Genomic DNA, 22,220 nt, shown 5'->3' with positions numbered 1-22,220 from the left:
CTGTGATTACAGAACTTTACATGCAAAACCTTTCAGGTAGAAACCTTCTGGGTATGCTGTATCGGTTGGGTGGTCAGCAGCTTGTTCAAAGCGCTCCACAAACTTTACTTGGCGGTTAGCATCTACGGCTGCGTCAGCAATGATTTTCTGGAACAAAACTTGATCCATCAAGCCAGAGCACGAGTAGGTCAGTAGCGTACCTCCAGGTTTTAGGATTTGCATTGCTAGCATGTTGATGTCTTTGTAACCACGACATGCGCCGTTTAGTTGGGCTTTACTGTCTGCAAACTTAGGTGGATCCATGATAACCACATCGAACTGAGTTCCTTGGTCACGATACTCACGAAGCAGTTTAAACACGTCTGCGTTTAGGAACACGGCGCGCTTCTTCGAGATATCAAATTCATTCAGTTCTGCGTTGAACTTCGCAGTGTCTAGAGCAGGTTGTGATACGTCAGCGTTTATCACACGCTTTGCATCACCTTTCAGAGCGTAAAGTCCGAAGCCACCTGTGTAAGAGAAGCAGTTAAGAACTTCCTTGCCTTTCACATATTTCATCGCTTGCTGGCGACTATCACGTTGATCTAGGTAGAAACCTGTTTTATGACCGCCAACGATATCTACACTAATCTTTACGCCATTTTCTTCGATGACGACCGATTTAGGTGGCTCTTCGCCGTGCAAGACGCCCGTGGTTTCTTTCAAACCCTCTTTCTTACGTACCGCGACGTCAGAACGCTCGTACACATTGCAATCAGGGAAGCACTCAACTAGAGCATCAACAATGGCCTGTTTATTGTGTTCTGCGCCGGCACTGAGAAGTTGACACACAAAGAAGTTTTGGTAACGGTCAATCGTAACGCCTGGCATACCATCAGACTCTGCCGCGATAAGGCGGTAACCCGTAAGGCCATCACGTTCGATAATGTCTTCACGAAGAAGTTGTGCGTCTTTTAATCGTTTTACGAAAAACGCGGTGTCGATTTCTTCTTTATCAAAACTCCAAATACGAGCACGAATTTGTGAAGCTGGCGAATATGCCGCCTTAGCTAGCCATTTACCGTCGTGAGTGAATACATCAACCGTTTCGCCAAGAGCAGGTTCGCCCTCAACTTTGTTGATGCCTCGAGAGAAGATCCAAGGGTGCTTGCGCTTGACCGATTTCTCACGACCTTTAACCAAATAGATAGCAGCTGTCATTTCATTAGCTCTTGTTGAATTTTGAAAGGGGCGTATTGTCCGGGATGTGAATGGTAAAAGCAATATCCCTCGGCAATCCAGTACATTGTAGTGACTTTTAAATACAAAAAAGGTCACTAAAGTGACCCTTTTATTTGAATTTGCTGTAACAGATTCCGTTGCTATGCTTTAAGTCCAGTAAGGAGCGACTCCATTGTGTCGCTTTGCTTACGCAGTTGATCCACGTTTTGTGAAGTCGTGCTTATCATATTGCACACGTTATCTGCTTGAACTCGAATTTCTTCAACGCTTGAGGCGATATTGTCCGCGACTACACCTTGCTCTTCAGCTGCTGTTGCAATTTGAATGCTACTGTCGGAGATAGTTTGATTTTTATCTGCCAAAGAGCCGATTTCGTGATTCACTTCCGTCATGAGGTTTTGTCCCTCATTTGCATTATTAACTGTCACTTCCATCAGCTTAGTAAGCGACTGACTGTTACGCTGTAATGATTCAATCATTGTTTGGATTTCAACCGTCGCTTGCTGAGTGCGTCCCGCAAGAGCGCGAACCTCATCCGCAACGACCGCAAATCCACGACCTTGCTCACCAGCACGTGCTGCTTCAATGGCTGCGTTCAATGCAAGTAGGTTAGTTTGCTCGGAAATCCCATTAATGGTTGTCACGACTTCATCAATTTGTGCGGCATTGGCATCTAACTCCGCTACTGCTTGAGACGCAGATTGAATCTCATTAGAGAGGTTCGAAATCGAGTGCAGTGTATTCTCTACTTTTACTTGCCCAGACTGAGCCACGCTGCGCGCATCATCGGTTTGCGCGCTTGAATCGTGAGCTAATATCGCGACTTCTCGAATCGTTGATGCCATCTGTTCCGTTGCACTCGCAAGAGAGTTGAGGTGCTCTTGTTGCGTCGCAGAAATATCTGAACTGTGATGAATTGATTGATTCAGGTCTGAGCTAATTTGTTGCATTAACGCCACAGACTCTTGAATCGACAGCACCATTTGTTGCTCTCGTTCTGCAACTTTGTCTATCGTAATAGCAATTTCACTAAACTCGTCGCGAACAGGGAAGAAGTTCATTCTTGCGGTTAAGTCGCCACCCGCAAGGGTGTTTAATGCTTTGTTCATCGTGAACATCGCGCCGCCAATAAACGTCATGATGTAGTAAACGCCAAGAGCGAGAATAAACAAGCTCACACAGATGATGCTCACTTGAGTCGTTGATAGGGCAGTCCATAAAGAAAGTTCATGGTTTGCAACCAAGCTGTACGCACCATTTAGAACAGACACGGATTGCGGACCAGAGCCAAGAGAAACGGTTTCTGAACCAGCTATGAGGTTTGCTACTTGCGATTGAGAAAGGTTGCCTGCCTCTATCAGACCTTTCATAAGCATGAGCTCTTCTTGGTACATACTTGAGATCAACGTATTAGCCGCGCTATTAAGGACGAGAGTGAGAATGACTAAAGCAAGAAGAGGGAGAACGAAGAGCAAATAGAACTTTTCTTGAATCTTTAAGTGAATGAGATACTTATCAATCCAGCGGAATGGAATTTCTTTCATAATTATAATAACCGTGCAAAAACCCACTATCCTTAGTGGGGTGAATAGACGAAAAGAATATATCACTCAGTAAAAAGAAGCGGTACAAAGATGAACGTAAAGTGTGAGAGATTTATAGTAAAAGGTCACGTTCAAGGCGTCGGCTTTCGTTACCATACTTCCCATCAAGGATTGAAACTGGGTTTGACGGGTTACGCGAAGAACCTAAACGATGGTGATGTTGAAGTTATGGCGTGTGGAACAGATGCACAAATAGCTGCGTTTTCCGAGTGGTTGAAAGAAGGCCCGCGAACGGCAACAGTAGAGAGTGTGATACAGGAGTCTGCGTCATATAAGCCGTTGCGCGGTTTTAAGATTTTGTAAATTCTACAAGCATTTAGCTGGCTTTGGTAGGCCGGCTAATTTAGTCGCTTGTTTGGCTGGCCCCTTTTTAAACAGCTTGAATAGATACTTACTGTTACCTTTTTCTGGGCCGTGCGCTTTTTCCATTGCTTTGACAAGCATACGCACAGCAGGGGAAGTATTAAACTCTTCATAAAAATCTCGCACAAAGTGCACAACTTCCAAATGAGCATCCGTAAGCTCGATGTCTTCTTCTTTTGCTAAAAGCTCAATCATACCTTCTTCCCATTGAGTATGATCCAGTAAGTAGCCTTGAGCATCAGTTTCAATTTCTTTGCCGTTGTAAACGAACATAACGTTTCATCCGCTAAGTGAACATGGATGTTTATAGATTAGCGACAGGTGAGGATGTTCTCAACAAAAGAATCTCGAAGTAGTGCCGAGCGAAGCAAAAGCGTACAAAATGATGAGTGCTTTTTGACTGAGCCAGGTGCTTTGATACAAATGCTCTTTTATTCAAATATATAGGAAACTATTCAGTTTGTTAGAAATTTTTCGGGGTGAGTACTCGGGAGTTTGCATAGATATACACAAACGTCTCAATTTATGATTGGTTTGTCAGTTAAATTGGCCGTTTTAGATAGGTCAATCACAACGAGCGTAAACAACGTTAAAATCAAGAGAATAAATTTTAAAGAATCGTTATGTTTTTGAGGGTTTAATAATGACTGGGAGCTATTAAACTGGATATGGAATGGTCGGATCTTTTAGTTTCAATTGGATGGGCGTTGTTGCAAGCCAGCTTTACGATATTCTCTTTCCTCTGTTTGATGGGAGCTGTACAACATAAACCTTTAAAAAAGAAATATGCTTGGCTGCGTTACTTTTACGGACCACTCCTTTTTGTGAGTTGGGGAGCCATGCTACTGACGCCAGCAATATCAGCATATAGGCTATTTAGTGTCGCTGAGGAATCACTCGTCTGGTTACCTGCGCTCAAGATGTTCAGTTACTGGTGGGTTGCGTTTGGAGTATTTTGCATTTTGTTATCAGTTGATGAGCGACTACGAGCTTAAGATCAGTATTCCTTAAATAAAACACCTAAATACAAAATTGCCAGTTGGGCTTACTAACTGGATATAAATGGCAGAGCAGTACGGTTTTATCGAAGAATTTGTTTGAATTAGATGTCTAATAAGTGCAATTTTATATGCGAGTGAATAGCTTACGACGTTGTGTTTGTTCTTATAGACCGATATTCTCTTGGTTGATAAGCAACCTACATTCTGGTTGTAAACAATAACGATGACAAGGAGTTAGTCATGTCGAAACAACGTTACATTGAAATAAATGACAACGTCAAATCCATTTGGTCTATTGAGCGTATTTGGGAGCTCGCGGAGTCCCTACCTGTAGAGGAAATTGCTATTGATGATATCAAAGGCCCTAATGAAGTGACCTGGTTTAGTGATGATGGACCACAGCCAACCTGTCGTGAGATCGCGAAGCATTGCCAACGCATCAACAATGCCGATTTGTCGTATCCCGTAATTTTAACCAATGATTACCGCGTTTTTGATGGTATGCATCGAATCGCCAAGCAAATCATGTTGGGTGAAGATACGATTAAAGTGAGACGTTTTAGAGAAAACCCTGAGGCTGATGAAGTTATCGAGTTAGCAGTCGAACAGGCGTAATGTACGTAACCACTGACAAAGAAAAAGCCCGAAGGAATTACCTTCGGGCTTTTAGTATTCACCTTAGAGCGAACGATTAATCGTCGTTCATAATACCTAGAATGCTTAGTAGGCTAGTGAACAAGTTAAGGATGTTTAGGTACATCGAAATTGTCGCACTAATGTAGTTAGTTTCTTCGCCGCGAACGATACGGCTTGTATCAAACAAGATGAAACCAGAGAACACTAGTGCAGAGACGCTGCTTATTACTAGTTGGGCCATTGTTGAACCAACGAAAATGTTAATCAGCATCGCCACGATAACAATGATCAAACCTGCCATCAGGAAGTTACGCATGAAAGAGAAATCTTTCTTGCTCGAAATGGTGTAAGCCGATAGGCCTAGAAACACCATGCCAGTCAACCCTAGAGCTTGAGCAATGATCGTTGGACCGTTTGGAATCGATGCGTAGTAGTTAAGCATTGGACCTAAAGCACCACCCATTAGAGTTGTGAAAACAAATGTCCAAACGATACCAGATGATGAGTTGATTGCTTTTGGCATGACAAAGAACAAAATACCAATCGCTGCAATTTGCATCACGATCGCCATGATTGGTGAAATTTGCATTGCCATTGTTGCCACTGCTGCGATCGCACTGGTCATCAGTGTCATCGACAGTAGGAAGTAAGTGTTTTTCAGTACTTTGTTAGTTTCAAGTGTGTTGGGAACACTTGTTGAACGAGTAAACATTGGACTGTTCATAATTATCCTCAGTAAGGGAGTTTACTATTGGTACATTTATGGGATTGAAAGTTCAAAAAATCAAGCCCTAACCATGCATAACTTAGATAAAATAATAATAGAAATAAGATGTTATGTATTTGACAACTTGTAACACAATATTACTGCAGAGCAAAGTCATAGTGATTGTCACACAGAATTTTGAATTTAGTAACAAAAAGCACCGACTTCATTGAAATCAGTGCTTTTATTATGCCAGTTGGAAAAGATCTTAGTGATGTAAGATTTGCGCTAGGAAATTTTGAGTTCGATCTGATTGAGGGTTTTCAAAGAAATCAACAGGGTTGTTCTCTTCGATGATCTCTCCTGCGTCCATAAATATCACGCGATCGGCAACCTCTTTCGCAAACCCCATTTCATGTGTCACACAGAGCATGGTCATGCCTTCCTCGGCGAGTTCGACCATTACATCCAACACTTCGCGAACCATCTCCGGATCAAGCGCTGATGTTGGTTCATCAAAAAGCATAACTTTAGGGTTCATACACAATGAACGGGCAATCGCCACGCGTTGTTGCTGACCACCAGACAACTGGCCAGGATATTTCTCTGCTTGGTCCGGAATTTTAACGCGTTCCAGATATTTCATCGCGACCGCTTCTGCCTCATCTTTAGGCATCTTCTTCACCCAAATAGGCGCGAGCGTACAGTTTTCCAGTACGGTTAAATGAGGGAAGAGATTAAAGTGCTGAAAGCACATGCCCACTTCACGGCGCACAGCTTCAATATTTTTTAAATCTTCAGTTAACTCCGTACCGGAAACATAGATGCTACCAGCTTGGTGCTCTTCGAGGCGGTTAATACAGCGAATCATCGTTGATTTTCCTGACCCTGATGGGCCACAGATTACGATCTTTTCCCCGCGCTTAACATCGAGGTTAATATTCTTTAGTACGTGAAACTCACCATACCATTTATTCATGTCCTTCAATTGGATCATATAGTCTTGTTGTTGCGTCATAATACGTCCTTGAGCTTGATGAGTTATCGTTTGTGACCGGTATGAAGTTTGTTTTCAAGCCATATCGAATAACGCGACATGCCAAAACAAAATACCCAAAACACTAACGCGACAAATACATAACTTTCAGTAGCAAAGCCTAGCCAGTCAGGGTCGGTGTTTGCTGCTTGTCCTATACCTAGTACGTCAAACATACCAATGATAAGAACCAAACTGGTGTCTTTAAACAATCCGATAAACGTGTTCACGATAGAAGGGATCGTAATCTTCAGCGCTTGCGGCAAGATAATAAGCCCTGTTTTTTTCCAGTAACTTAACCCAAGTGCGTCGGCAGCCTCATATTGGCCTTTTGGAATCGCTTGTAAGCCACCCCGTACCACTTCTGCCATATAAGCCGAGGCAAACATCACTACACCAATAAGAGCGCGAATAAGTTTGTCTGTCTCGGACCCTTCGGACATAAACAAAGGCAGCATAACGGACGCCATGAACAGAACGGTAATCAGTGGCACACCACGCCAAACTTCAATATAGACGGTACAAATACTGCGAATGATGGGCATCTCTGAACGTCTACCGAGCGCGAGTACCACACCAATCGGCAATGAAACGACAATACCGACTAGCGCAATGATGAGCGTAACGAGTAATCCGCCCCATTTGTGTGTATCGACCACTTCTAGCCCAAATATCCCACCATATAACAGCCCAGCGATAATGAATGGGTAGATGTTTACGAAGAAAAGCCAAATCCAAATCCGTTTCGGTGTCTTTTCATACGCTAGCAACACAGTAAATATAGCCAATGTGATATAGAAAAGGCGAGGGCGCCACAGTTCAGACTCAGGATAGAAACCGTACATGAACTGCTCCCAGCGCACGCTGATAAATACCCAGCAAGCACCTTCTCGGCTGCAATCGTCACGCGTCGAACCAATCCAGTCCGCGTTGATAAACGCCCAATCAACGATATGCCAAATTGCACTAAAGACAAGATAAGCAAGAATTACGGTAACAATGGAGTTGACAGGTCCATTAAATAGGTTTTTCCGCATCCAACCAACAAAGCCGACGGTATTGGCTGGTGGCGGGAGATCCGGTTGAAATTGATGAGTACTCATATTATCTCTCCACCAGCGCGACTTTACGGTTATACAAGTTCATTAATGCAGACGTAATCAAACTTAAGGTTAAGTACACGCCCATCGTCATCGCAATGATCTCAATCGCTTGCCCCGTTTGGTTCAGGGTGGTACCAGCAAAGACAGAGACAAGATCTGGGTAACCAATCGCCATCGCTAACGATGAGTTTTTGGTGAGGTTGAGATATTGACTGGTTAAAGGTGGAATAATAATTCGTAACGCTTGCGGAATGACAACAAGCTTTAAAGTTTTCGCGCGTGGTAAGCCCAGCGACATCGCCGCTTCCGTTTGACCATGGCTAACCGCATTAATACCAGAACGTACAATTTCGGCAATGAAGGAGGCGGTATAAACGCTCAATGCCAAAAGTAGTGCGGCAAGTTCAGGAATAATGCTAATACCACCTTGGAAGTTAAACCCTTTCAGTTCAGGATAATTTAGTGAAATTGGCATACCAGCAAGGAAGTAGACAATCAGCGGAAGGCCAACGACTAAGCCTAAAGCTATTCTTCCCATTGGCGTTTGTTGCCCAGTTAGGCGTTGCTTGTTATTCGCCCATACATTAATCAACAAGCTGGCGATCACCCCGAAGATTAATGCAGCAATAACAAAGCCACTGCCTGGCTCCATTTCTGGTGCTGGAAAATATAAACCACGAACATTCAAGAATATGGCTTCGCCAAGGCTCAAGCTTTGACGCGGTGAGGGTAATGCTTGAAGAACAGCGAAATACCAGAAAAATATTTGTAGAAGAAGTGGGATATTTCGGAACGTTTCGATATAAACAGCAGCCAAGCGACTCACTAACCAGTTAGAAGAAAGGCGAGCGACCCCCATGGTAAAACCAATCACGGTAGCCAGAATAATACCTAATACGGAGACCAGCGCCGTATTTAGAAGGCCAATAATAAACGTTCTGCCGTAAGAGTACGTTTCATCGTATTCAATTAGCGTCAGCCCGATACCAAACCCGGCTTCTTGATTTAAAAAACCGAAACCCGTAGCGATCCCACGAGCATCTAAGTTGTTCAGTGCGTTGTTAATAATCGTGTAAAAGAAAAATACCAGTGCAGCTATGGCAATGATCTGGAAAATAGCAGAACGAAAGGCGGGATTATAAATCAAGCTCTTGCTTCCGCTCGGTTTGGACATCGTACTTGGCGATGCATCTTTTGTCGGTTTCATACAGCGATAACCTCAAACCTTAGTTATAGATATCTGCCTGTATAAATAGTCACGTCCTTGCTGGTCGAAGCATGTTTTCACCAGAGTTAAACGGCGATATTCGAGTTGAAATAGCCTATCTAAGCGAATACTTCTTACCATTCAATGAGCGGTCCTTACTCATACAGATGGATAAAATCAAGAAAAAGGGCGGCATGAACCGCCCTGATTAACTTGTTCTATCGGATTGGTGGCGCGTACATAAAGCCGCCTGCATTCCATAGCGCATTAACGCCACGAGAAATTTCTAACGGCGAACCAGTACCGACTGTGCGTTCGAAGCTTTCACCATAGTTACCGACTTGCTTGATAACTTGGTAGCCCCAATCATCACGAATACCCAAACCTTTGCCTTTCGGACCGTCAACACCAAGAATACGTTTGATGTTTGGATCTTTCGATTTCAGCATTTCATCCGCATTTTTCGAACTAATACCATACTCTTCGGCGTTAATCATTGCTGATAATGTCCACTTCGCAATGTTGAACCATTGGTCATCACCTTGACGAACGACGGGACCTAGTGGTTCTTTGGAAATGATTTCCGGAAGAACGGCTGCAGAAGAGGGATCTTTCAGGTTCAGGCGCAATGCATAAAGACCAGATTGGTCAGTCGTTAATACATCACAACGTCCTGCATCGAAACCTTTTGACGTTTGGGCTGCTGTATCAAATACGACCGGCTTGTATGACATACCGCTGTTACGGAAGTAGTCAGCAAGGTTCAGCTCAGTTGTTGTACCGGACTGTACGCAAACTGATGCACCATCAAGCTCTTTTGCGCTTGAAATGCCAAGATCTTTCTTCACCATGAAGCCTTGGCCATCGTAGTAGTTTACCCCTACGAAGTTGAGGCCAAGTGCAGTATCACGATGCAGTGTCCAGGTGGTGTTACGAGAAAGCACATCAATCTCACCTGATTGAAGCGCAGTGAAACGTTCTTTCGCGGTTAGGGGTACATATTTAACTTTCGTTTTATCCCCAAGAACGGCTGCAGCCAGTGCTTGGCAATATTCTACGTCGATACCTTCCCATTCACCTTTTGAGTTAGGGTTAGAGAAACCAGGTAGACCGGTACTTACACCACAAGTAAGAAAACCTTGTTTTGTGACTTTGTCCAGAGTAGTGTCTGCTGCTTGAGCTGATGTTGCCATCATCGCAGTAGAAGCCGCTACGACGGAAGCAAGAACTGTGAGTTTATTTGCCATTTGTATCCTTCCTGTATGATCCATGTTTAATCAGGAGTGACCTGAAATAACGTGTCCAATTCGTTAGAGTTATCGTCCTACGTGATTGATTTTCGAAGAAACGGTATTCGATAGATCAACCAGTTATAAGCGTAGGAAAGGATCTGTTAATTCTCAAATATATAATTTAAATGAAGTTTTGAGAGAACTTACAAAGCGCCTTGAGATTTAGAATGACGAAATGTTAATTGTTTGTAAATAGTGCAAATCATGGACAATTTGGTGCACCAGAACAATCAATAGAAGAGTGAACAATACAAGAGAATAAAAAGTTGTTATTAAAACTGTCATTAGCTGAGCTTGGTGAAGTTCAGTAAAAATTCGAACAAAAATTATTTGTGATACCGAAACAGGGTGATGAGCTTGCCCCATTTTTGGTAGCATGGTCTACAACAGCTAATTAGAGTAATCATGGATTGAAATGCGATATTTTCCTCTGTTCTTAGATTTAATCAATAAACCCGTTCTTGTCGTGGGCGGCGGTGAAGTGGCAAGCAGAAAGGTGGAAGCTTTGCTAAAAGCAGGGGCGGATGTCACTATCGTTTCTCCAACGTTGGTCGATTTTCTGTCTAAGCTTGCTGCAGAGCATCAAGTGCGCTGGGTGCAACGTTTCTATTCAAGTGACATTGTCACTAAAAGCTTTGTTCAAGTGTGGGCCACGACAGATAATCCTGAGCTAAATCACCAAGTGTATAAAGATGCGAAAGAATTAGGCATCCTAGTGAACGTTGTTGATGATAAGCCTTATTGTGATTTCATTACGCCCTCTATGATCAATCGTGGCCGCATACAAATTGCTATTTCTAGTGGCGGCGCCTCACCAGTTTTAATTCGAAACATCCGTGAAAAGCTTGAATCGATACTGCCACAAAACATGGGGTTGATGGCGGACTTTGCTAACTCAAAGCGTAATTCGATTAAAGAAGCACTACCTAGCGTCGATTTACGTCGTAAGTTTTGGGAGCAATTCTTCTCGAATCCTGAGGTTGAAAACGCGCGAGATAATAGAGAGTTAGAAACGATTTACCAAGCGACCATGGCAACACCTTTGGATGAAAAGGGAAGTTGTACTTGGATACAGGTAGGGAAAGACGTTGAGATGTTGCCAATTAAGGCCGTGCGCTACATGCAACAAGCCGAGCTAGCACTTTACTCAACTCGATGCGAAGCGAACGTGTTAGAGCTAATACGAAGAGATGCAGAGCGAGAAGCTTTCTCCAGCGCAGCTGAACTCTCTGATATGTTGACCAAGGCTAAATCTGAAAAGCTTCGAGTTTGCGTGTTTATCCCTAAAGGGACGAGCGAGTTCTTATTGCTGCAAGGGCAGGACTTGGTGATATAACCACGTTAAAAAGTGGGCACTTGGCTTGCTCGATTAAAAGGCCAACAAAAACGCCAGCGAACTATGCGCTGGCGTTTTTAAACTAAGTTACTTCTCAGACAGATTAATCACGGAAGTTGTTAAACTGGAATGGTATGCTCATCTCTGCTTCACGAATCGCTGCCATTGTCGCTTGCAGGTCATCACGTTTCTTACCAGTAACACGTACCTTGTCGCCTTGAATAGAGGCTTGTACTTTTAACTTTGCGTCTTTGATAAGTTTCACTACTTTTTTGGCTGTTGGTGTATCGATACCTTGGCGGAAAAGCAGAGTTTGGTGCCAGTTCTTACCAGTTACATCTGGGTCCTGTGCATCCATTGCGTTTGCATCAATATTACGCTTTGCCAAGTGGCCACGTAAAATATCGCGCATTTGCTTAAGTTGGAAGTCACCTTCCGCAGACATTTTTACGTTTTCTTCTACTAGCTCAAAGCTCGCATTAACGTTGCGGAAATCGAAACGAGTAGACAATTCACGGTTAGCATTATCAACGGCGTTACGTAGTTCAACCGTATCGATTTCAGAAACAATATCAAACGATGGCATGAAGATTCCTTGATTATTTTGTTATAGGGACTTTCGGGATTTAACGGCGTTTGCCAGCATATCTAGCATTGTAGCAGTATCTTCCCAGCCTAGGCATGGGTCTGTAATAGATTGACCATACGTTAGGTTGTTGATGTCAGTCATTGGCTGGTTGCCTTCAAGAATAAAGCTTTCAGCCATGATACCCGCAATACGAGTACTGCCTGACTTAATTTGGTTACAAATGTCTTGAGCAACGTCGATTTGTTTTCTGTGCTGCTTCTGACAGTTTGCGTGGCTGAAATCCACAACCAAACGTTGTGGCAACCCAAACTCGGCTAGAGCATCACACGCTTGTTTTACTGACGCTTCATCAAAGTTAGGGCCTTTCTCTCCGCCGCGTAAAATAATATGACCATATGGGTTACCACTTGTGCGGTAAACCGTCATGCGGCCATTCTTATCTGGAGAGTAGAAGTAATGCGAGGCTTTCGATGCGCGAATTGCATCAATTGCAATTTTTACGTTGCCATTTGTGCCATTTTTGAAACCAACTGGGCAAGACAGCGCCGATGCCATTTCACGGTGAATTTGCGATTCTGTTGTACGAGCACCGATCGCGCCCCACGTGATCAAATCCGCTATGTATTGACCAGTAATCATATCAAGAAATTCAGTAGCAGTCGCAAGACCAAGCTTGTTGATATCCAGTAGTAGTTTACGTGCTTTATGGAGACCAGCTTCAAGCGCGTAAGAGCCATCTAGGTTAGGGTCGGTAATTAAACCTTTCCAACCAACTACTGTACGAGGCTTTTCAAAGTAAGTACGCATCACGATAAACAGTTCGTCTTTGTACTTGTCTTGGATTTCACTCAGGCGAGTGGCGTAATCAATGGCAGCTTCAGTGTCGTGAACAGAACACGGACCTACAATCGCAAGAAGGCGATCGTCTTCACCCGATAAAATGTTTTCAATCTGACGACGAGATTGAGCGATACGGTCTGCAACGTCATCCGTAATAGGATGTACACTACCTAGCTCTGCTGGGGTAGGCATTGGACCCAAAGGTTGGGTTCTCAATTCATCTGTTTTTATAGGCATGTTATAGCTTTATTCTCTATTGCGAAGGGGTAAAGATAACGGAATTACAGGCAGGAATAAACCGTTTCACGGGAATCTTCGCCAGGAAATACCGAATTGTATACAAAGGTGTAGGTATTCATTTAAATGACTTATGTATAAATGACAAAACTTGATCATTAAATCAATATATATACATTTGAATTTATAACCATTTCATCTATCTCACCGTTAGGCAATCAAGATAACTGCGGCAAACCTCATGTTTATCTGTGTGACAATGTCACTAAATTAGTGGCTAAATAACTCGTGAGATCGAGCTTTTGTTAACATTTTTTTGACATCTATTTCTTTCGTTGATTAACTGGTCTGACTAGATTGGTAAGGAGACCAAAATGTTATCAGCTGTACGTCGTGCAAATTTGTACCTAAATCTATTTGGCTTTTCTAAAGTGCCTCTGATTTGGCTTTGTCATCCTAAGATCATTGCGATAGATAGCGAGCACGTTGAGGTTCGAATCCCTTTGCGAAGAAGAACAAAGAACCATTTGAATAGCATGTATTTCGGCGCTTTAGCGGTTGGGGCGGATGTAGCAGGTGGTTTTCTTGCTATGAGCAAGGCGCAAGAAAAAGGAGAAGCGATCTCTTTAGCATTTAAAGGCGTCAAAGCCGAGTTTTTAAAACGTCCGGAAGCGGATGTACACTTTGTGTGTAACGATGGTCATGTCATTGATGAGATGCTCGATCATACGTTGGCAACGGGTGAACGAGTGAATCGAGATGTAAAAATCGTCGCGTTGTGTCCTAGCTTACATGGTGACGAACCTATGGCTGAATTCTCGTTGACTCTTTCGATAAAAAAAGCAGCCCAACAAAGAAAAGAGGCTGCTTAGTGGTTTGCTGTTTTTAAAGAATATCGCTTTAATTGAGTTCAATCTGCTCAATCGAGACGATTTTGGAGCGGTTTAAGACCACTTTCCAACGATAATAAACAGGCTCATCGGTGTGGTTGTCCTCTTTGACAATCACATTGAGCAAATGACGTTTCTCTACTGACTCTTTGGTCACTTGCCCTTCATTTAAACGATAAACTCGGTTTGAGCTTTTATCCATCAAGCGGATGATAGGGCGCAAACTGATGTTCAGTGTTTCTCTTGTTTGCTCATAACCACTCAAGAATAGAGAGGTCGCCATTTCGGTTTTCTCGTGATAATGAAGTATCTGCTCTTCGCGCTGCACGACGCGCTTCTTACGTATTCTTTGAATCTTATCTGGCAAGCTACTTAACGTACGATAATCGAGCCACTCTAATTTTCTGCCGACCACTTTTTTCGTTGTTGGATCAACATACTTCTTACGCCACTTTGGCTTGCCTTTACGGATCCATCGCCACATCGCATCGCGCAAATCATCTTTAAAGATTTCTCGTAGAGCATAAATAAATGACATCGCGATAATGAAGGACGCGGAAATTTCCCCAAGGTAATCGCGAGCGAGAATCACGGTTGAGGTCACGACAACCATCACCAAGCCAGTAGCAATACCTTTGATAGCACGCTTGATGTTGTTACCCATTGATATGGTTTCTTCACGAAGCACGATAGGATGTTCAATCAAGCGTCTTAGCAAGCGCATTTTGTTAGATAGGCGAGTAACGTCTTCAACGACTCTTGGAGAGTTGTACTTGTTGAGTTTTCGATGGGCTTGCTCTTTTTCACAGAGCGTGATCAAGCGTTTCTTAATCGTGCCATAATCGCCTTCACGCGGGAGATGAGCCACTAGAGATAAAAACTTCTGCTCGGTATACCAAGACAGGTAGTTATCGATGTTAACGTAGTACCGTTTTAAGTTCTCTTCATAAGGAATAGAACGTCGCAAGCGCTTTAAGATCTCAAGCGTGAGCTCGATAACTTCGTCTACTTCATCTTCCGTTACGGAGTTGTTCTGATGCTTGTTTAAACTTGCCACCGCTTTGTCTAGCGCAATAACGTATTGGTACGCGAACAAACTCAAACTTACTCGGTATTGTTGATTCGACAGGCGTCCACGTTTGGCAAGTCGACTGTGTACTAGCGGTAGAAGGATTTCAGTACTGTAATAAGAGCGTTGCTGTGTGATTGAAGTGTAATAAAATTCGGATTCACTGATGATATCGGCGTTTAAACCAAGCTCACCAGGTATAAAAAAGTAAATATCTAGGTCGACACTTTTGCTCTTTGCGAGTGCATGACTGATTTTTAATGTTATTGAGTCTTGTTTATCGACGGTGACCAAAGAAAGCTCCTGACTTTGTTAAAGCATTCTTAACTTATGCGTACTGTTGAGCAGGTAAGCATAAAAGTGCTAAAAGAGTGACTGGGGCATATAGCTGAACGACAACAGCATAACAGAGCACTATGCTTTTCTCTCTGATTTTCTTGTTAGTTTAGGTATAATTCCACGTAAATTTAAAAAGAGACAAAATCAATGATTAAAATTGGTCAAATTAACAGCTTAGAAGTCATTAAAAAGGCTGATTTTGGCGTATTTCTGGATGGTGATGATTACGGTTCTGTTCTACTGCCTAATAAGTATGTACCAGAAGGTACTGAAATTGGTGATCATGTAGACGTATTTCTGTACTTCGATTCAGAAAGCCAGCTTGCTGCGACCATTGAAAGACCTATTGCCCAAGTGGGTGAATGGGGCTTAATGAAGATTGAGGGCGTCAACGCGACAGGTGCTTTTGTAAATTGGGGCATCAAAGAGAAGGATTTGCTTATTCCTTTTAGTGAGCAACGCACTCGCTTCTCTGCGGGACAAACTATTCTTGTCTATGTTTATACTGACAAAGCGTCAGGCCGCATTGTTGGTACGACTAAGTTCAACAAATGGTTAGACAAAACTCCGGCGAATTATGAAGTTAACGAACAAGTTGATTTGATCATCGCAGAGCGCAGTCAACTTGGCTACAAAGCGATTGTTAACGGAAAGCATTGGGGCATGATTTTCCCATCAGATGTGTTTGGTAAGCTTTACATCGGTAAGAAACTGAAAGGCTTTATTAAGCAAATTCGTGAAGATGGCAAAATCGATCTCGCGCTACAAAAAGTCGGCGTGGCAAAAATGGACGATCTTTCTAGCAAGATTCTTGATCTGTTAGAGAAGAAAGGCGGCTTTTTACCTTTGAACGATAAGTCTTCTCCTGAAGCGATTTTTGACGCTTTCCGTACAAGTAAAGGTACTTACAAAAAGACCATTGGTGGATTGTACAAGCAGGGCAAGATTGTTATCGAGAAAGACGGCATTCGTCTGGCGTAGCCCAAACTCACGTATAGCGGATCGGCAGCCAAAAAAACGGCCCAAACTTTTCCTTTTTTTGGGCCTAGGGGAAACGGCTCCGCAGAGCCTGCGCTAAACTTTTTCCAACAATAATTTTGTTGGTGAACATAGAGAGAAATGCCATATCAAAGCATTACTTTGATACAACTAGTTTAGTACAGCGTATCCGGATCGCTAGCGAGCCCAGTTGCTTTCATACTTACGAATTAAAAAGCCATCGCAAATACGATGGCTTTTCATTTATTTATGATTTGCTACTTCTTTAAAATAAGTTCTTATCTCGTACTAATTCGCGAGGAAGACCATTCTTTATTCTGTTGCTTACCCATTTCCCAAGGCCAATGACTGCGCCTTGATAGGTGACAAGCACTTCGCCTTTACCTGTTTTCATTCCCTCAGGAATCGTTTGTGGGCGAACATCACGTCCCATGTACCATTCGCGCGCTTCTTCAATACTGAGTTCAATGGCGTTTGCCTCAGAGCCTGTCGCTAATGCCGTTGCCACCTGATGCTGCCAACGGTAGCCATTTTTATGGGCTTCCGCGATCTTGATACCCATACGGGAGAAGCGTAATTCGCCGATCATTGGCTCTAAAGAATTAGGGAACAACCAGACATCTTTATCGCGAAGCCATACAGAACTGTCATTCGGAAGTTCAATACCTAACGCACTTTGCAGCTGTTGGGCAATTTCAACCGATTCTTTTTTCGATGCTTTGGTAAACGGGAACTTGCCCATGCGCTTTTTGACCTTTGGTGGTTCAACAGCAGCCAGTTTACGAATTCTTGCAACAAAGAACCCTTCGCAGTCGTAGACCTGTGGAAAGATATGCAAAAAACCTTCTTCAGTTAGAGCAGCATTTGCGTTTTCAAACAAGGTCTCAAGGCTTTCAAACTCAACGGCATCACCAAAGGTTTCTTTCAAGTGATGACAAACTTGTTGGTTTTCTTCGGTACTGAGTGTGCACGTTGAGTAAACCATCACACCACCGGGCTTTAGTGCATGGAAGGCGCTTTCAATAAGATCTTTCTGTGTGTCAGCTATGTCGAGCACGGAAGCTTGCGTCCAGTTTTTCATTGCATCTTCGTCTTTGCGAACGGTGCCTTCGCCGGAGCAGGGCGCGTCGAGCAGAACCGCATCAAATTGTTCTGGTAGCCAACCGCCAAAAACGCGCCCATCGAAGTTACTTAGTGCGGCGTTACGTACACCACAACGTTCCACGTTGGCATGCAGCACTTTTACACGACTTGCGGCGTATTCATTAGCCACGAGAACGCCTTCATTGTTCATTAAAGCCGCGATTTGAGTGGTCTTTGATCCTGGTGCAGCTGCTGTATCTAACACGGCATCGTAAGATTCGTCATTCATAAACAGCGCAGATACTGGCATCATTGAACTGGCTTCTTGAATGTAGAATAAGCCTGACATGTGCTCTGCAGTGTTGCCTAATGGTACAACTGACTCGTCCGCTTCAATCCAAAACCCCGTGTCACACCAAGGCACAGGAGAAAGCTTCCAGCCTTTTGCGTCTGCACGTTCTAGAAACGCTTCAACACTGATCTTCAACGTATTAACACGAATACTTTTGCGCAGTGGCTTTTGGCACGATGCGATAAAGTCTTCCATGTTGAGGTGAGCCGGAAGGATAGTTTGGATTTTTTCCAGAAACGCGTCTGGGATGTAAACATTAGGATGCAATGTGGGATCTCGTTTGCAGAATTTGTGGCAAATAATATACGAAAGCGAAGCGGAAACGAATAGTGACAAGGGCCGAGCAATAAAAAAGAGCAGCGATTGCTGCTCTTTTAAGGTACTCAAACTTCAATTCACATACAATTGAGCTTTATTCTACGGCTTAGGAATCGCAGTACGCCATTGAGTCCAACCTTCTTCAGCTTGTGGATACAAAAAGAAAGATTGCCCACTTTTTGCCGCTGGTGGAATAGTCGATTGCTCTGGCGTTGAAAACGCAATTCCTCCGCGAACTAAACTATCAAATGTGCCCGCTTTGATGTTCGCGCCGGTAAGCCCGATGGAGACATCTACTCCTGAAACATTCCAAAACACACTGTTTTGACGAACGAGGTAAGCATATTCAGGCTGTATCTTGATGGTCGTGACGACGCGATCGGCAAATTCTCCTAGGCTCACGTCGGTGACTTGGCCGACTTCCATCTGGCGGTAAAGAATAGGCGTTCCGACTTGTACTGAGCCTCGTTGTTCACTTTGTAAAGTAAACATCATGCCCTGAACACGTTCTGAACCGTTTTCCAACTGAAAATCAAATTTAGCTTTACCTTTACCTGGCTCAACACTGATGGATTTCGACACCAATGCGCCAAGGTTTTTCACGCCCCCTAAGCCAATCTCTGGCTCAGTTAGCCAAAAATGTGAGCCTTCAACCGCAATGTTTTCTACGTATTCAGGTAGAATTCTTGCGGTAATTTCAACCATATTGCGACGAAAATTCGGTACAACCAGTGTGACTTCACCAACTTTGACGCCTTGATACTCAATCGGCATTCCTTTAGCAATCTCTTGCGAGCCGTCGGTTTCTAAAGCAATGACGCGTCCAAACTTGCGAGCGGTTTTTTGATCTGTATATAACTTCCAGTTGTCTCCAATTTTGTTTTCAACGCCAGGAACAGAGTCAAAAGCGATGCCACCTTCGATTAACGATTTTAAAGGGTGAGCTTTTACACTCACACCGGCTAGCGATGCATCTATCTCTATCCCTGAACGGTTCCAAAAGACGGTTTGCGGTGTTACGAGGTAAGCAAAGCGGTTTTCGATGGTTGCTTTAATTAACACACCGCCATCAACCAATTGGAAATCGGAGACGTTACCAACAGGAAGATTACGATAGAGTAGAGGGCTGCCTTTGGAAATCGGCGGCAATTCAGAAGCAAACAGTGTGAGTGCTCTAGAGCCACTTTGGTTGTACTGTGCTAGTTCTGCCAATGATTCGTTTTGGAACAGTTGATACTCCTTTTGAATATCTTGCTTGCCTTCGCTTACAAAGCTAATGGACCCAGTTAACAACTGTTTTGCCGGAGGAACGGTAACGCTGAGGCCCGATTCCGTTAACTCTGCAGAGGCACTTCCGGTTACATAAAAACGGTTGTTTGATTTGATCAGGTGTTTGTATTCATGATCAATCAATACATCCATAAATACTTCATGTTGCGATTTTTTACCTTCTTCAACTAAGCCTACGTTGATAATTGAACCGACCACGATGCCTTTGTAAAGCACGTTGGCACCGCTATCTAGGCCAAACGAGTTGTCAGACACTAAACGAATAGCGATGGACTTTTCTTGCTGTTGGTTAAAAACGTTTTTACGAATGGCAGTAAAGCGGCGAGAGCGATCACCGGCACCTGGCACAATGGTTAAGAAGTTTCCTCTCACGAGATTGGCAATGTTTTCAACACCAGAGAGGGACACTTTTGCTTCTTCTAAGACGAATCGGGTACCTGTCGTCAGCATGTCACTGAAAGCTGGTTGAATTGCCGCTGACGCTAATATCACTTCTCGCCCTTCGGATAGGTTTAAGTCTGTAACTTGGCCAATCTCGATTCCGCGATACATAATGGGTGCGCCTTCGCCACTGATTTTACTGTCATCAGGGAGGACGATTTTAACAGCGATACCTCGACCTGCAGTTTTCAAATCTTTATACAGACGGAATTCAGTATTCTCTTCTACAGGCTCACCGTCATCCGGAGAATCGACGGCGATCGCGCCTCCGAGTAGAGCACTCATGCTTTCTAGCCTTACATCGACGCCTTCAAAACCGATGCTGGCACCGATTCCACTTACGTTCCAGAACCGACTGCGGTTGTTAATGATATGTCGGTATTGATCCTGGATGTTGGCTTGAATCGTGATAGATTTTGCGTCTTCATCCAGCTGGTAGCTGTAGACTTCACCGATTGGAATTTTCTTATAAACAATTTGAGATCCAATCGACACACCACCTAAATCGCGGCTTTTGAGTTTAATGTTCAAACCTTGTGAAACGCGCAAATCTGTTGGTGCAGAGTCTAACGCATGGAACGTTGTTTCAAACTCTTGACCATCTCCAGGTTGAATCGATATGTAATTACCCGACACGAGCGCATCGAGCCCAGAAACTCCCGTTAGGCTTGCTGTTGGTTTTACCAGCCAAAAGCGAGTTTTATCGTTCAGCAATTTTGCCGCTTCAGGGTAGATGTCGGCATCAACATAAATACTGCCGAGATCTTCAGTGAGGTTAATGTCTCTCACCATACCGACTTCTAGCCCTTGGTAACGGATAGTGGTTCGCCCAGCGACCAAGCCAGCAGCGTCAGAAAAATAGATTTGCACCCGTTGTCCTGCATCGTGTATCGACTTCACCACAAGCCAGCCAGCTAAGACCATGGTCAAAATTGGCAAAAGCCAAAGAGGAGATATGCCTTTGCTCCGCTTTACATCTGGTACGTATGACGTTTGAGAACTGTTCTGATCACTCATTCATTGACTCTTTTTCTGATTGTGTTGGGCCTGTTTGGTCCCAGATTAGCCTTGGATCAATACTTTCCGCTGCAAGCATGGTCAATACCACGACAACACCAAAGGCCACGGCGCCATATCCTGGTGTGAAATCAAGTATCTGACCACGATCGACTAAGGTCATCATGATAGAAATAACAAACAAGTCCATCACAGACCATTTACCGATCCATTTAACAACAAAGTAAACCATCATTCGTTGTCTCTTAAACACCGAACGTTTGAATTGAATGCAAAGCATGATGTAGGCAAGGCCAAGTATTTTTACAACTGGCACAACAATACTGGCCACAAAAATGATCACTGCGATGCCATACATACCGCTTTTTACCAACCCAGCTACGCCTGAGAAAATAGTATCTTCCAAACGTTTGCCATTGGTCAGCAAGATGGAAATAGGAATCAAGTTGGCAGGGAAAATCGCTATCGTTGCCGCAATGAGGTAAGCCCATGTCTTCTGAATGGAGTTGGGCTTGCGATGATATAACTCGTGGTGACAACGCCGACAATGGTCACCTTCAGGTTGAGACAAGTGGCACTCATGGCAATGCACGTCTTTGTGTTCAAAGGAATAAAGACGTTCTGGCTTCCAGGCTTCCCAGTAACGACGCACACTGATTCGAGAAACTAACAAAACGGTAAATATCTGCAAAAGAACCAGACCAATTAACCCTGGGCCTACAAAAATGTCGGAATAATCTTGGAGTTTGAAGCAGGAAATGGCGATGCTAACTAAGAACACATCCAGCATTACCCAATGTTTCAAATGTTGAATTAGCCACAGTGAAACACGAAGCCCTCGAAACCACCGTTGATGCAGCGAGATATGTGCCGTAACCACTGAAACACAAACCGTCAGCGGCGCTAGAGAGCTACAAAATAGAATAAGCAGTGAAAGAAGAACAAAGCCTTCTTCCATCAATGTGATCATCCCTGAAGGTAGGGTTGCCGGAATCATCACACCAAAGAGTCGGATACTAATAAAGTTAAAAAAGTGTGATGGAATAAATAGCAGGATACAGGTCATCGCGACGGCTAAATTACCTGAGAGGCTAGGGCTACCGCCTCGATACAACTGTGTGCCACAACGAGGACAGTGTGCATTTTTTCCATTGGGTAAGTCGACGATATCGACAGGCAATTCGCAACCTTGGCACAAGCGCACATTATTTGGCTGCATGGCGTGCTTAGACAGAGAGGTCATAACGACCT

19 protein-coding genes are annotated in these 22,220 nt (G+C 43.7%); 5 read left to right on the top strand and 14 right to left on the bottom strand.

Going from position 1 to position 22,220, the window contains the following annotated elements; translation table 11 throughout:
* Window positions 1–6 precede the first annotated feature (6 nt).
* Both NL645_RS19065 and NL645_RS19060 read right to left on the bottom strand, forming a co-directional pair.
* Window positions 7–1,200 carry a class I SAM-dependent methyltransferase gene (locus tag NL645_RS19065; protein WP_170903338.1) on the bottom strand — a complete coding sequence of 398 codons (1,194 nt, stop codon included), beginning with the start codon at window positions 1,198–1,200 and terminating at the stop codon, window positions 7–9.
* 161 nt (window positions 1,201–1,361) lie between these two features.
* Window positions 1,362–2,765 carry a methyl-accepting chemotaxis protein gene (locus NL645_RS19060; RefSeq protein ID WP_253652212.1) on the bottom strand — a complete coding sequence of 468 codons (1,404 nt, stop codon included), beginning with the start codon at window positions 2,763–2,765 and terminating at the stop codon, window positions 1,362–1,364.
* A 90-nt stretch (window positions 2,766–2,855) separates the two neighbouring features.
* Here NL645_RS19060 and yccX point away from each other — a divergent pair, with 90 nt between their 5' ends.
* On the top strand, window positions 2,856–3,128 hold the full coding sequence (gene yccX / locus NL645_RS19055) for an acylphosphatase (protein ID WP_005396574.1): 273 nt from the start codon (window positions 2,856–2,858) through the stop codon (window positions 3,126–3,128).
* Window positions 3,129–3,131: 3 nt separating this feature from the next.
* Here the strand turns inward: yccX and NL645_RS19050 are convergent, their stop codons facing one another.
* Window positions 3,132–3,461, bottom strand: a complete 330-nt coding sequence (locus NL645_RS19050; RefSeq protein WP_005377396.1) for a TusE/DsrC/DsvC family sulfur relay protein — start codon at window positions 3,459–3,461, stop codon at window positions 3,132–3,134.
* A gap of 968 nt (window positions 3,462–4,429) precedes the next feature.
* Here NL645_RS19050 and NL645_RS19045 point away from each other — a divergent pair.
* Entirely contained in the window at window positions 4,430–4,804 is a 375-nt protein-coding gene (locus NL645_RS19045; protein ID WP_005396572.1) for a hypothetical protein, read from the top strand.
* 76 nt (window positions 4,805–4,880) lie between these two features.
* On the opposite strand, the gene NL645_RS19040 is transcribed toward NL645_RS19045, so the two are convergent.
* The 5 genes from NL645_RS19040 to NL645_RS19020 form a co-directional block, all read right to left on the bottom strand.
* Window positions 4,881–5,549, bottom strand: a complete 669-nt coding sequence (locus NL645_RS19040; RefSeq protein ID WP_046876207.1) for a Bax inhibitor-1/YccA family protein — start codon at window positions 5,547–5,549, stop codon at window positions 4,881–4,883.
* 250 nt (window positions 5,550–5,799) lie between these two features.
* Window positions 5,800–6,549, bottom strand: coding sequence for an amino acid ABC transporter ATP-binding protein (locus NL645_RS19035; protein WP_005377400.1), 750 nt, complete (start codon window positions 6,547–6,549; stop codon window positions 5,800–5,802).
* A 23-nt stretch (window positions 6,550–6,572) separates the two neighbouring features.
* Window positions 6,573–7,670 carry an amino acid ABC transporter permease gene (locus NL645_RS19030; protein WP_012841798.1) on the bottom strand — a complete coding sequence of 366 codons (1,098 nt, stop codon included), beginning with the start codon at window positions 7,668–7,670 and terminating at the stop codon, window positions 6,573–6,575.
* Window position 7,671: 1 nt separating this feature from the next.
* Window positions 7,672–8,877, bottom strand: a complete 1,206-nt coding sequence (locus NL645_RS19025) for an amino acid ABC transporter permease (protein ID WP_006743259.1) — start codon at window positions 8,875–8,877, stop codon at window positions 7,672–7,674.
* Window positions 8,878–9,095: 218 nt separating this feature from the next.
* Complete coding sequence (locus tag NL645_RS19020) at window positions 9,096–10,124, bottom strand: amino acid ABC transporter substrate-binding protein (RefSeq protein ID WP_005396567.1); 1,029 nt, start codon at window positions 10,122–10,124, stop codon at window positions 9,096–9,098.
* Window positions 10,125–10,584: 460 nt separating this feature from the next.
* On the opposite strand from NL645_RS19020, the gene NL645_RS19015 reads away from it, so the two are divergent.
* Window positions 10,585–11,505, top strand: a complete 921-nt coding sequence (locus NL645_RS19015) for a bifunctional precorrin-2 dehydrogenase/sirohydrochlorin ferrochelatase (RefSeq protein WP_006743261.1) — start codon at window positions 10,585–10,587, stop codon at window positions 11,503–11,505.
* Window positions 11,506–11,608: 103 nt separating this feature from the next.
* Here the strand turns inward: NL645_RS19015 and NL645_RS19010 are convergent, their stop codons facing one another.
* Complete coding sequence (locus NL645_RS19010; protein ID WP_253652211.1) at window positions 11,609–12,091, bottom strand: YajQ family cyclic di-GMP-binding protein; 483 nt, start codon at window positions 12,089–12,091, stop codon at window positions 11,609–11,611.
* 21 nt (window positions 12,092–12,112) lie between these two features.
* Complete coding sequence (locus NL645_RS19005; RefSeq protein ID WP_006743262.1) at window positions 12,113–13,171, bottom strand: 3-deoxy-7-phosphoheptulonate synthase; 1,059 nt, start codon at window positions 13,169–13,171, stop codon at window positions 12,113–12,115.
* Window positions 13,172–13,545: 374 nt separating this feature from the next.
* Between NL645_RS19005 and NL645_RS19000 the strand changes: the two genes are divergently transcribed.
* Window positions 13,546–14,043 carry a DUF4442 domain-containing protein gene (locus NL645_RS19000; RefSeq protein ID WP_005396564.1) on the top strand — a complete coding sequence of 166 codons (498 nt, stop codon included), beginning with the start codon at window positions 13,546–13,548 and terminating at the stop codon, window positions 14,041–14,043.
* A 28-nt stretch (window positions 14,044–14,071) separates the two neighbouring features.
* On the opposite strand, the gene NL645_RS18995 is transcribed toward NL645_RS19000, so the two are convergent.
* Window positions 14,072–15,424 carry a hypothetical protein gene (locus NL645_RS18995; protein WP_006743263.1) on the bottom strand — a complete coding sequence of 451 codons (1,353 nt, stop codon included), beginning with the start codon at window positions 15,422–15,424 and terminating at the stop codon, window positions 14,072–14,074.
* Window positions 15,425–15,616: 192 nt separating this feature from the next.
* Here NL645_RS18995 and NL645_RS18990 point away from each other — a divergent pair, with 192 nt between their 5' ends.
* Window positions 15,617–16,450, top strand: coding sequence for a S1 RNA-binding domain-containing protein (locus NL645_RS18990; protein ID WP_005396561.1), 834 nt, complete (start codon window positions 15,617–15,619; stop codon window positions 16,448–16,450).
* A 283-nt stretch (window positions 16,451–16,733) separates the two neighbouring features.
* Here NL645_RS18990 and rsmF read toward each other — a convergent pair whose 3' ends face one another.
* The 3 genes from rsmF to NL645_RS18975 form a co-directional block, all read right to left on the bottom strand.
* Window positions 16,734–18,170, bottom strand: coding sequence for a 16S rRNA (cytosine(1407)-C(5))-methyltransferase RsmF (gene rsmF / locus NL645_RS18985; RefSeq protein WP_046876211.1), 1,437 nt, complete (start codon window positions 18,168–18,170; stop codon window positions 16,734–16,736).
* A 150-nt stretch (window positions 18,171–18,320) separates the two neighbouring features.
* Complete coding sequence (locus tag NL645_RS18980; RefSeq protein ID WP_124007911.1) at window positions 18,321–20,969, bottom strand: PqiB family protein; 2,649 nt, start codon at window positions 20,967–20,969, stop codon at window positions 18,321–18,323.
* Entirely contained in the window at window positions 20,962–22,212 is a 1,251-nt protein-coding gene (locus NL645_RS18975; RefSeq protein ID WP_253652210.1) for a paraquat-inducible protein A, read from the bottom strand. The genes NL645_RS18980 and NL645_RS18975 overlap by 8 nt, the downstream gene beginning before the upstream one ends.
* Between the last annotated feature and the right edge of the window lie 8 nt (window positions 22,213–22,220).

The sequence above is a fragment of the Vibrio sp. Y51_MX_L26 genome, from assembly GCF_024181935.1.
GTDB lineage: Bacteria > Pseudomonadota > Gammaproteobacteria > Enterobacterales > Vibrionaceae > Vibrio > Vibrio diabolicus.
Note: the sequence above shows the minus strand (reverse complement) of the source record. Positions and strands in the feature narration are given on the sequence as shown.

Bases quoted from the DNA above. Each gene is read 5' to 3' on its own strand.
- yccX (WP_005396574.1), top strand. From the start codon at position 2,856: ATGAACGTAAAGTGTGAGAGATTTATAGTAAAAGGTCACGTTCAAGGC.
- NL645_RS19035 (WP_005377400.1), bottom strand. From the start codon at position 6,549: ATGACGCAACAACAAGACTATATGATCCAATTGAAGGACATGAATAAA.
- NL645_RS19015 (WP_006743261.1), top strand. From the start codon at position 10,585: ATGCGATATTTTCCTCTGTTCTTAGATTTAATCAATAAACCCGTTCTT.
- NL645_RS19050 (WP_005377396.1), bottom strand. From the start codon at position 3,461: ATGTTCGTTTACAACGGCAAAGAAATTGAAACTGATGCTCAAGGCTAC.
- NL645_RS18990 (WP_005396561.1), top strand. From the start codon at position 15,617: ATGATTAAAATTGGTCAAATTAACAGCTTAGAAGTCATTAAAAAGGCT.
- NL645_RS19010 (WP_253652211.1), bottom strand. From the start codon at position 12,091: ATGCCATCGTTTGATATTGTTTCTGAAATCGATACGGTTGAACTACGT.
- NL645_RS19025 (WP_006743259.1), bottom strand. From the start codon at position 8,877: ATGAAACCGACAAAAGATGCATCGCCAAGTACGATGTCCAAACCGAGC.
- NL645_RS19060 (WP_253652212.1), bottom strand. From the start codon at position 2,765: ATGAAAGAAATTCCATTCCGCTGGATTGATAAGTATCTCATTCACTTA.
- NL645_RS18980 (WP_124007911.1), bottom strand. From the start codon at position 20,969: ATGAGTGATCAGAACAGTTCTCAAACGTCATACGTACCAGATGTAAAG.
- NL645_RS19000 (WP_005396564.1), top strand. From the start codon at position 13,546: ATGTTATCAGCTGTACGTCGTGCAAATTTGTACCTAAATCTATTTGGC.
- NL645_RS19065 (WP_170903338.1), bottom strand. From the start codon at position 1,200: ATGACAGCTGCTATCTATTTGGTTAAAGGTCGTGAGAAATCGGTCAAG.
- NL645_RS19030 (WP_012841798.1), bottom strand. From the start codon at position 7,670: ATGAGTACTCATCAATTTCAACCGGATCTCCCGCCACCAGCCAATACC.
- NL645_RS19045 (WP_005396572.1), top strand. From the start codon at position 4,430: ATGTCGAAACAACGTTACATTGAAATAAATGACAACGTCAAATCCATT.
- NL645_RS19020 (WP_005396567.1), bottom strand. From the start codon at position 10,124: ATGGCAAATAAACTCACAGTTCTTGCTTCCGTCGTAGCGGCTTCTACT.
- NL645_RS18975 (WP_253652210.1), bottom strand. From the start codon at position 22,212: ATGACCTCTCTGTCTAAGCACGCCATGCAGCCAAATAATGTGCGCTTG.
- NL645_RS19005 (WP_006743262.1), bottom strand. From the start codon at position 13,171: ATGCCTATAAAAACAGATGAATTGAGAACCCAACCTTTGGGTCCAATG.
- NL645_RS19040 (WP_046876207.1), bottom strand. From the start codon at position 5,549: ATGAACAGTCCAATGTTTACTCGTTCAACAAGTGTTCCCAACACACTT.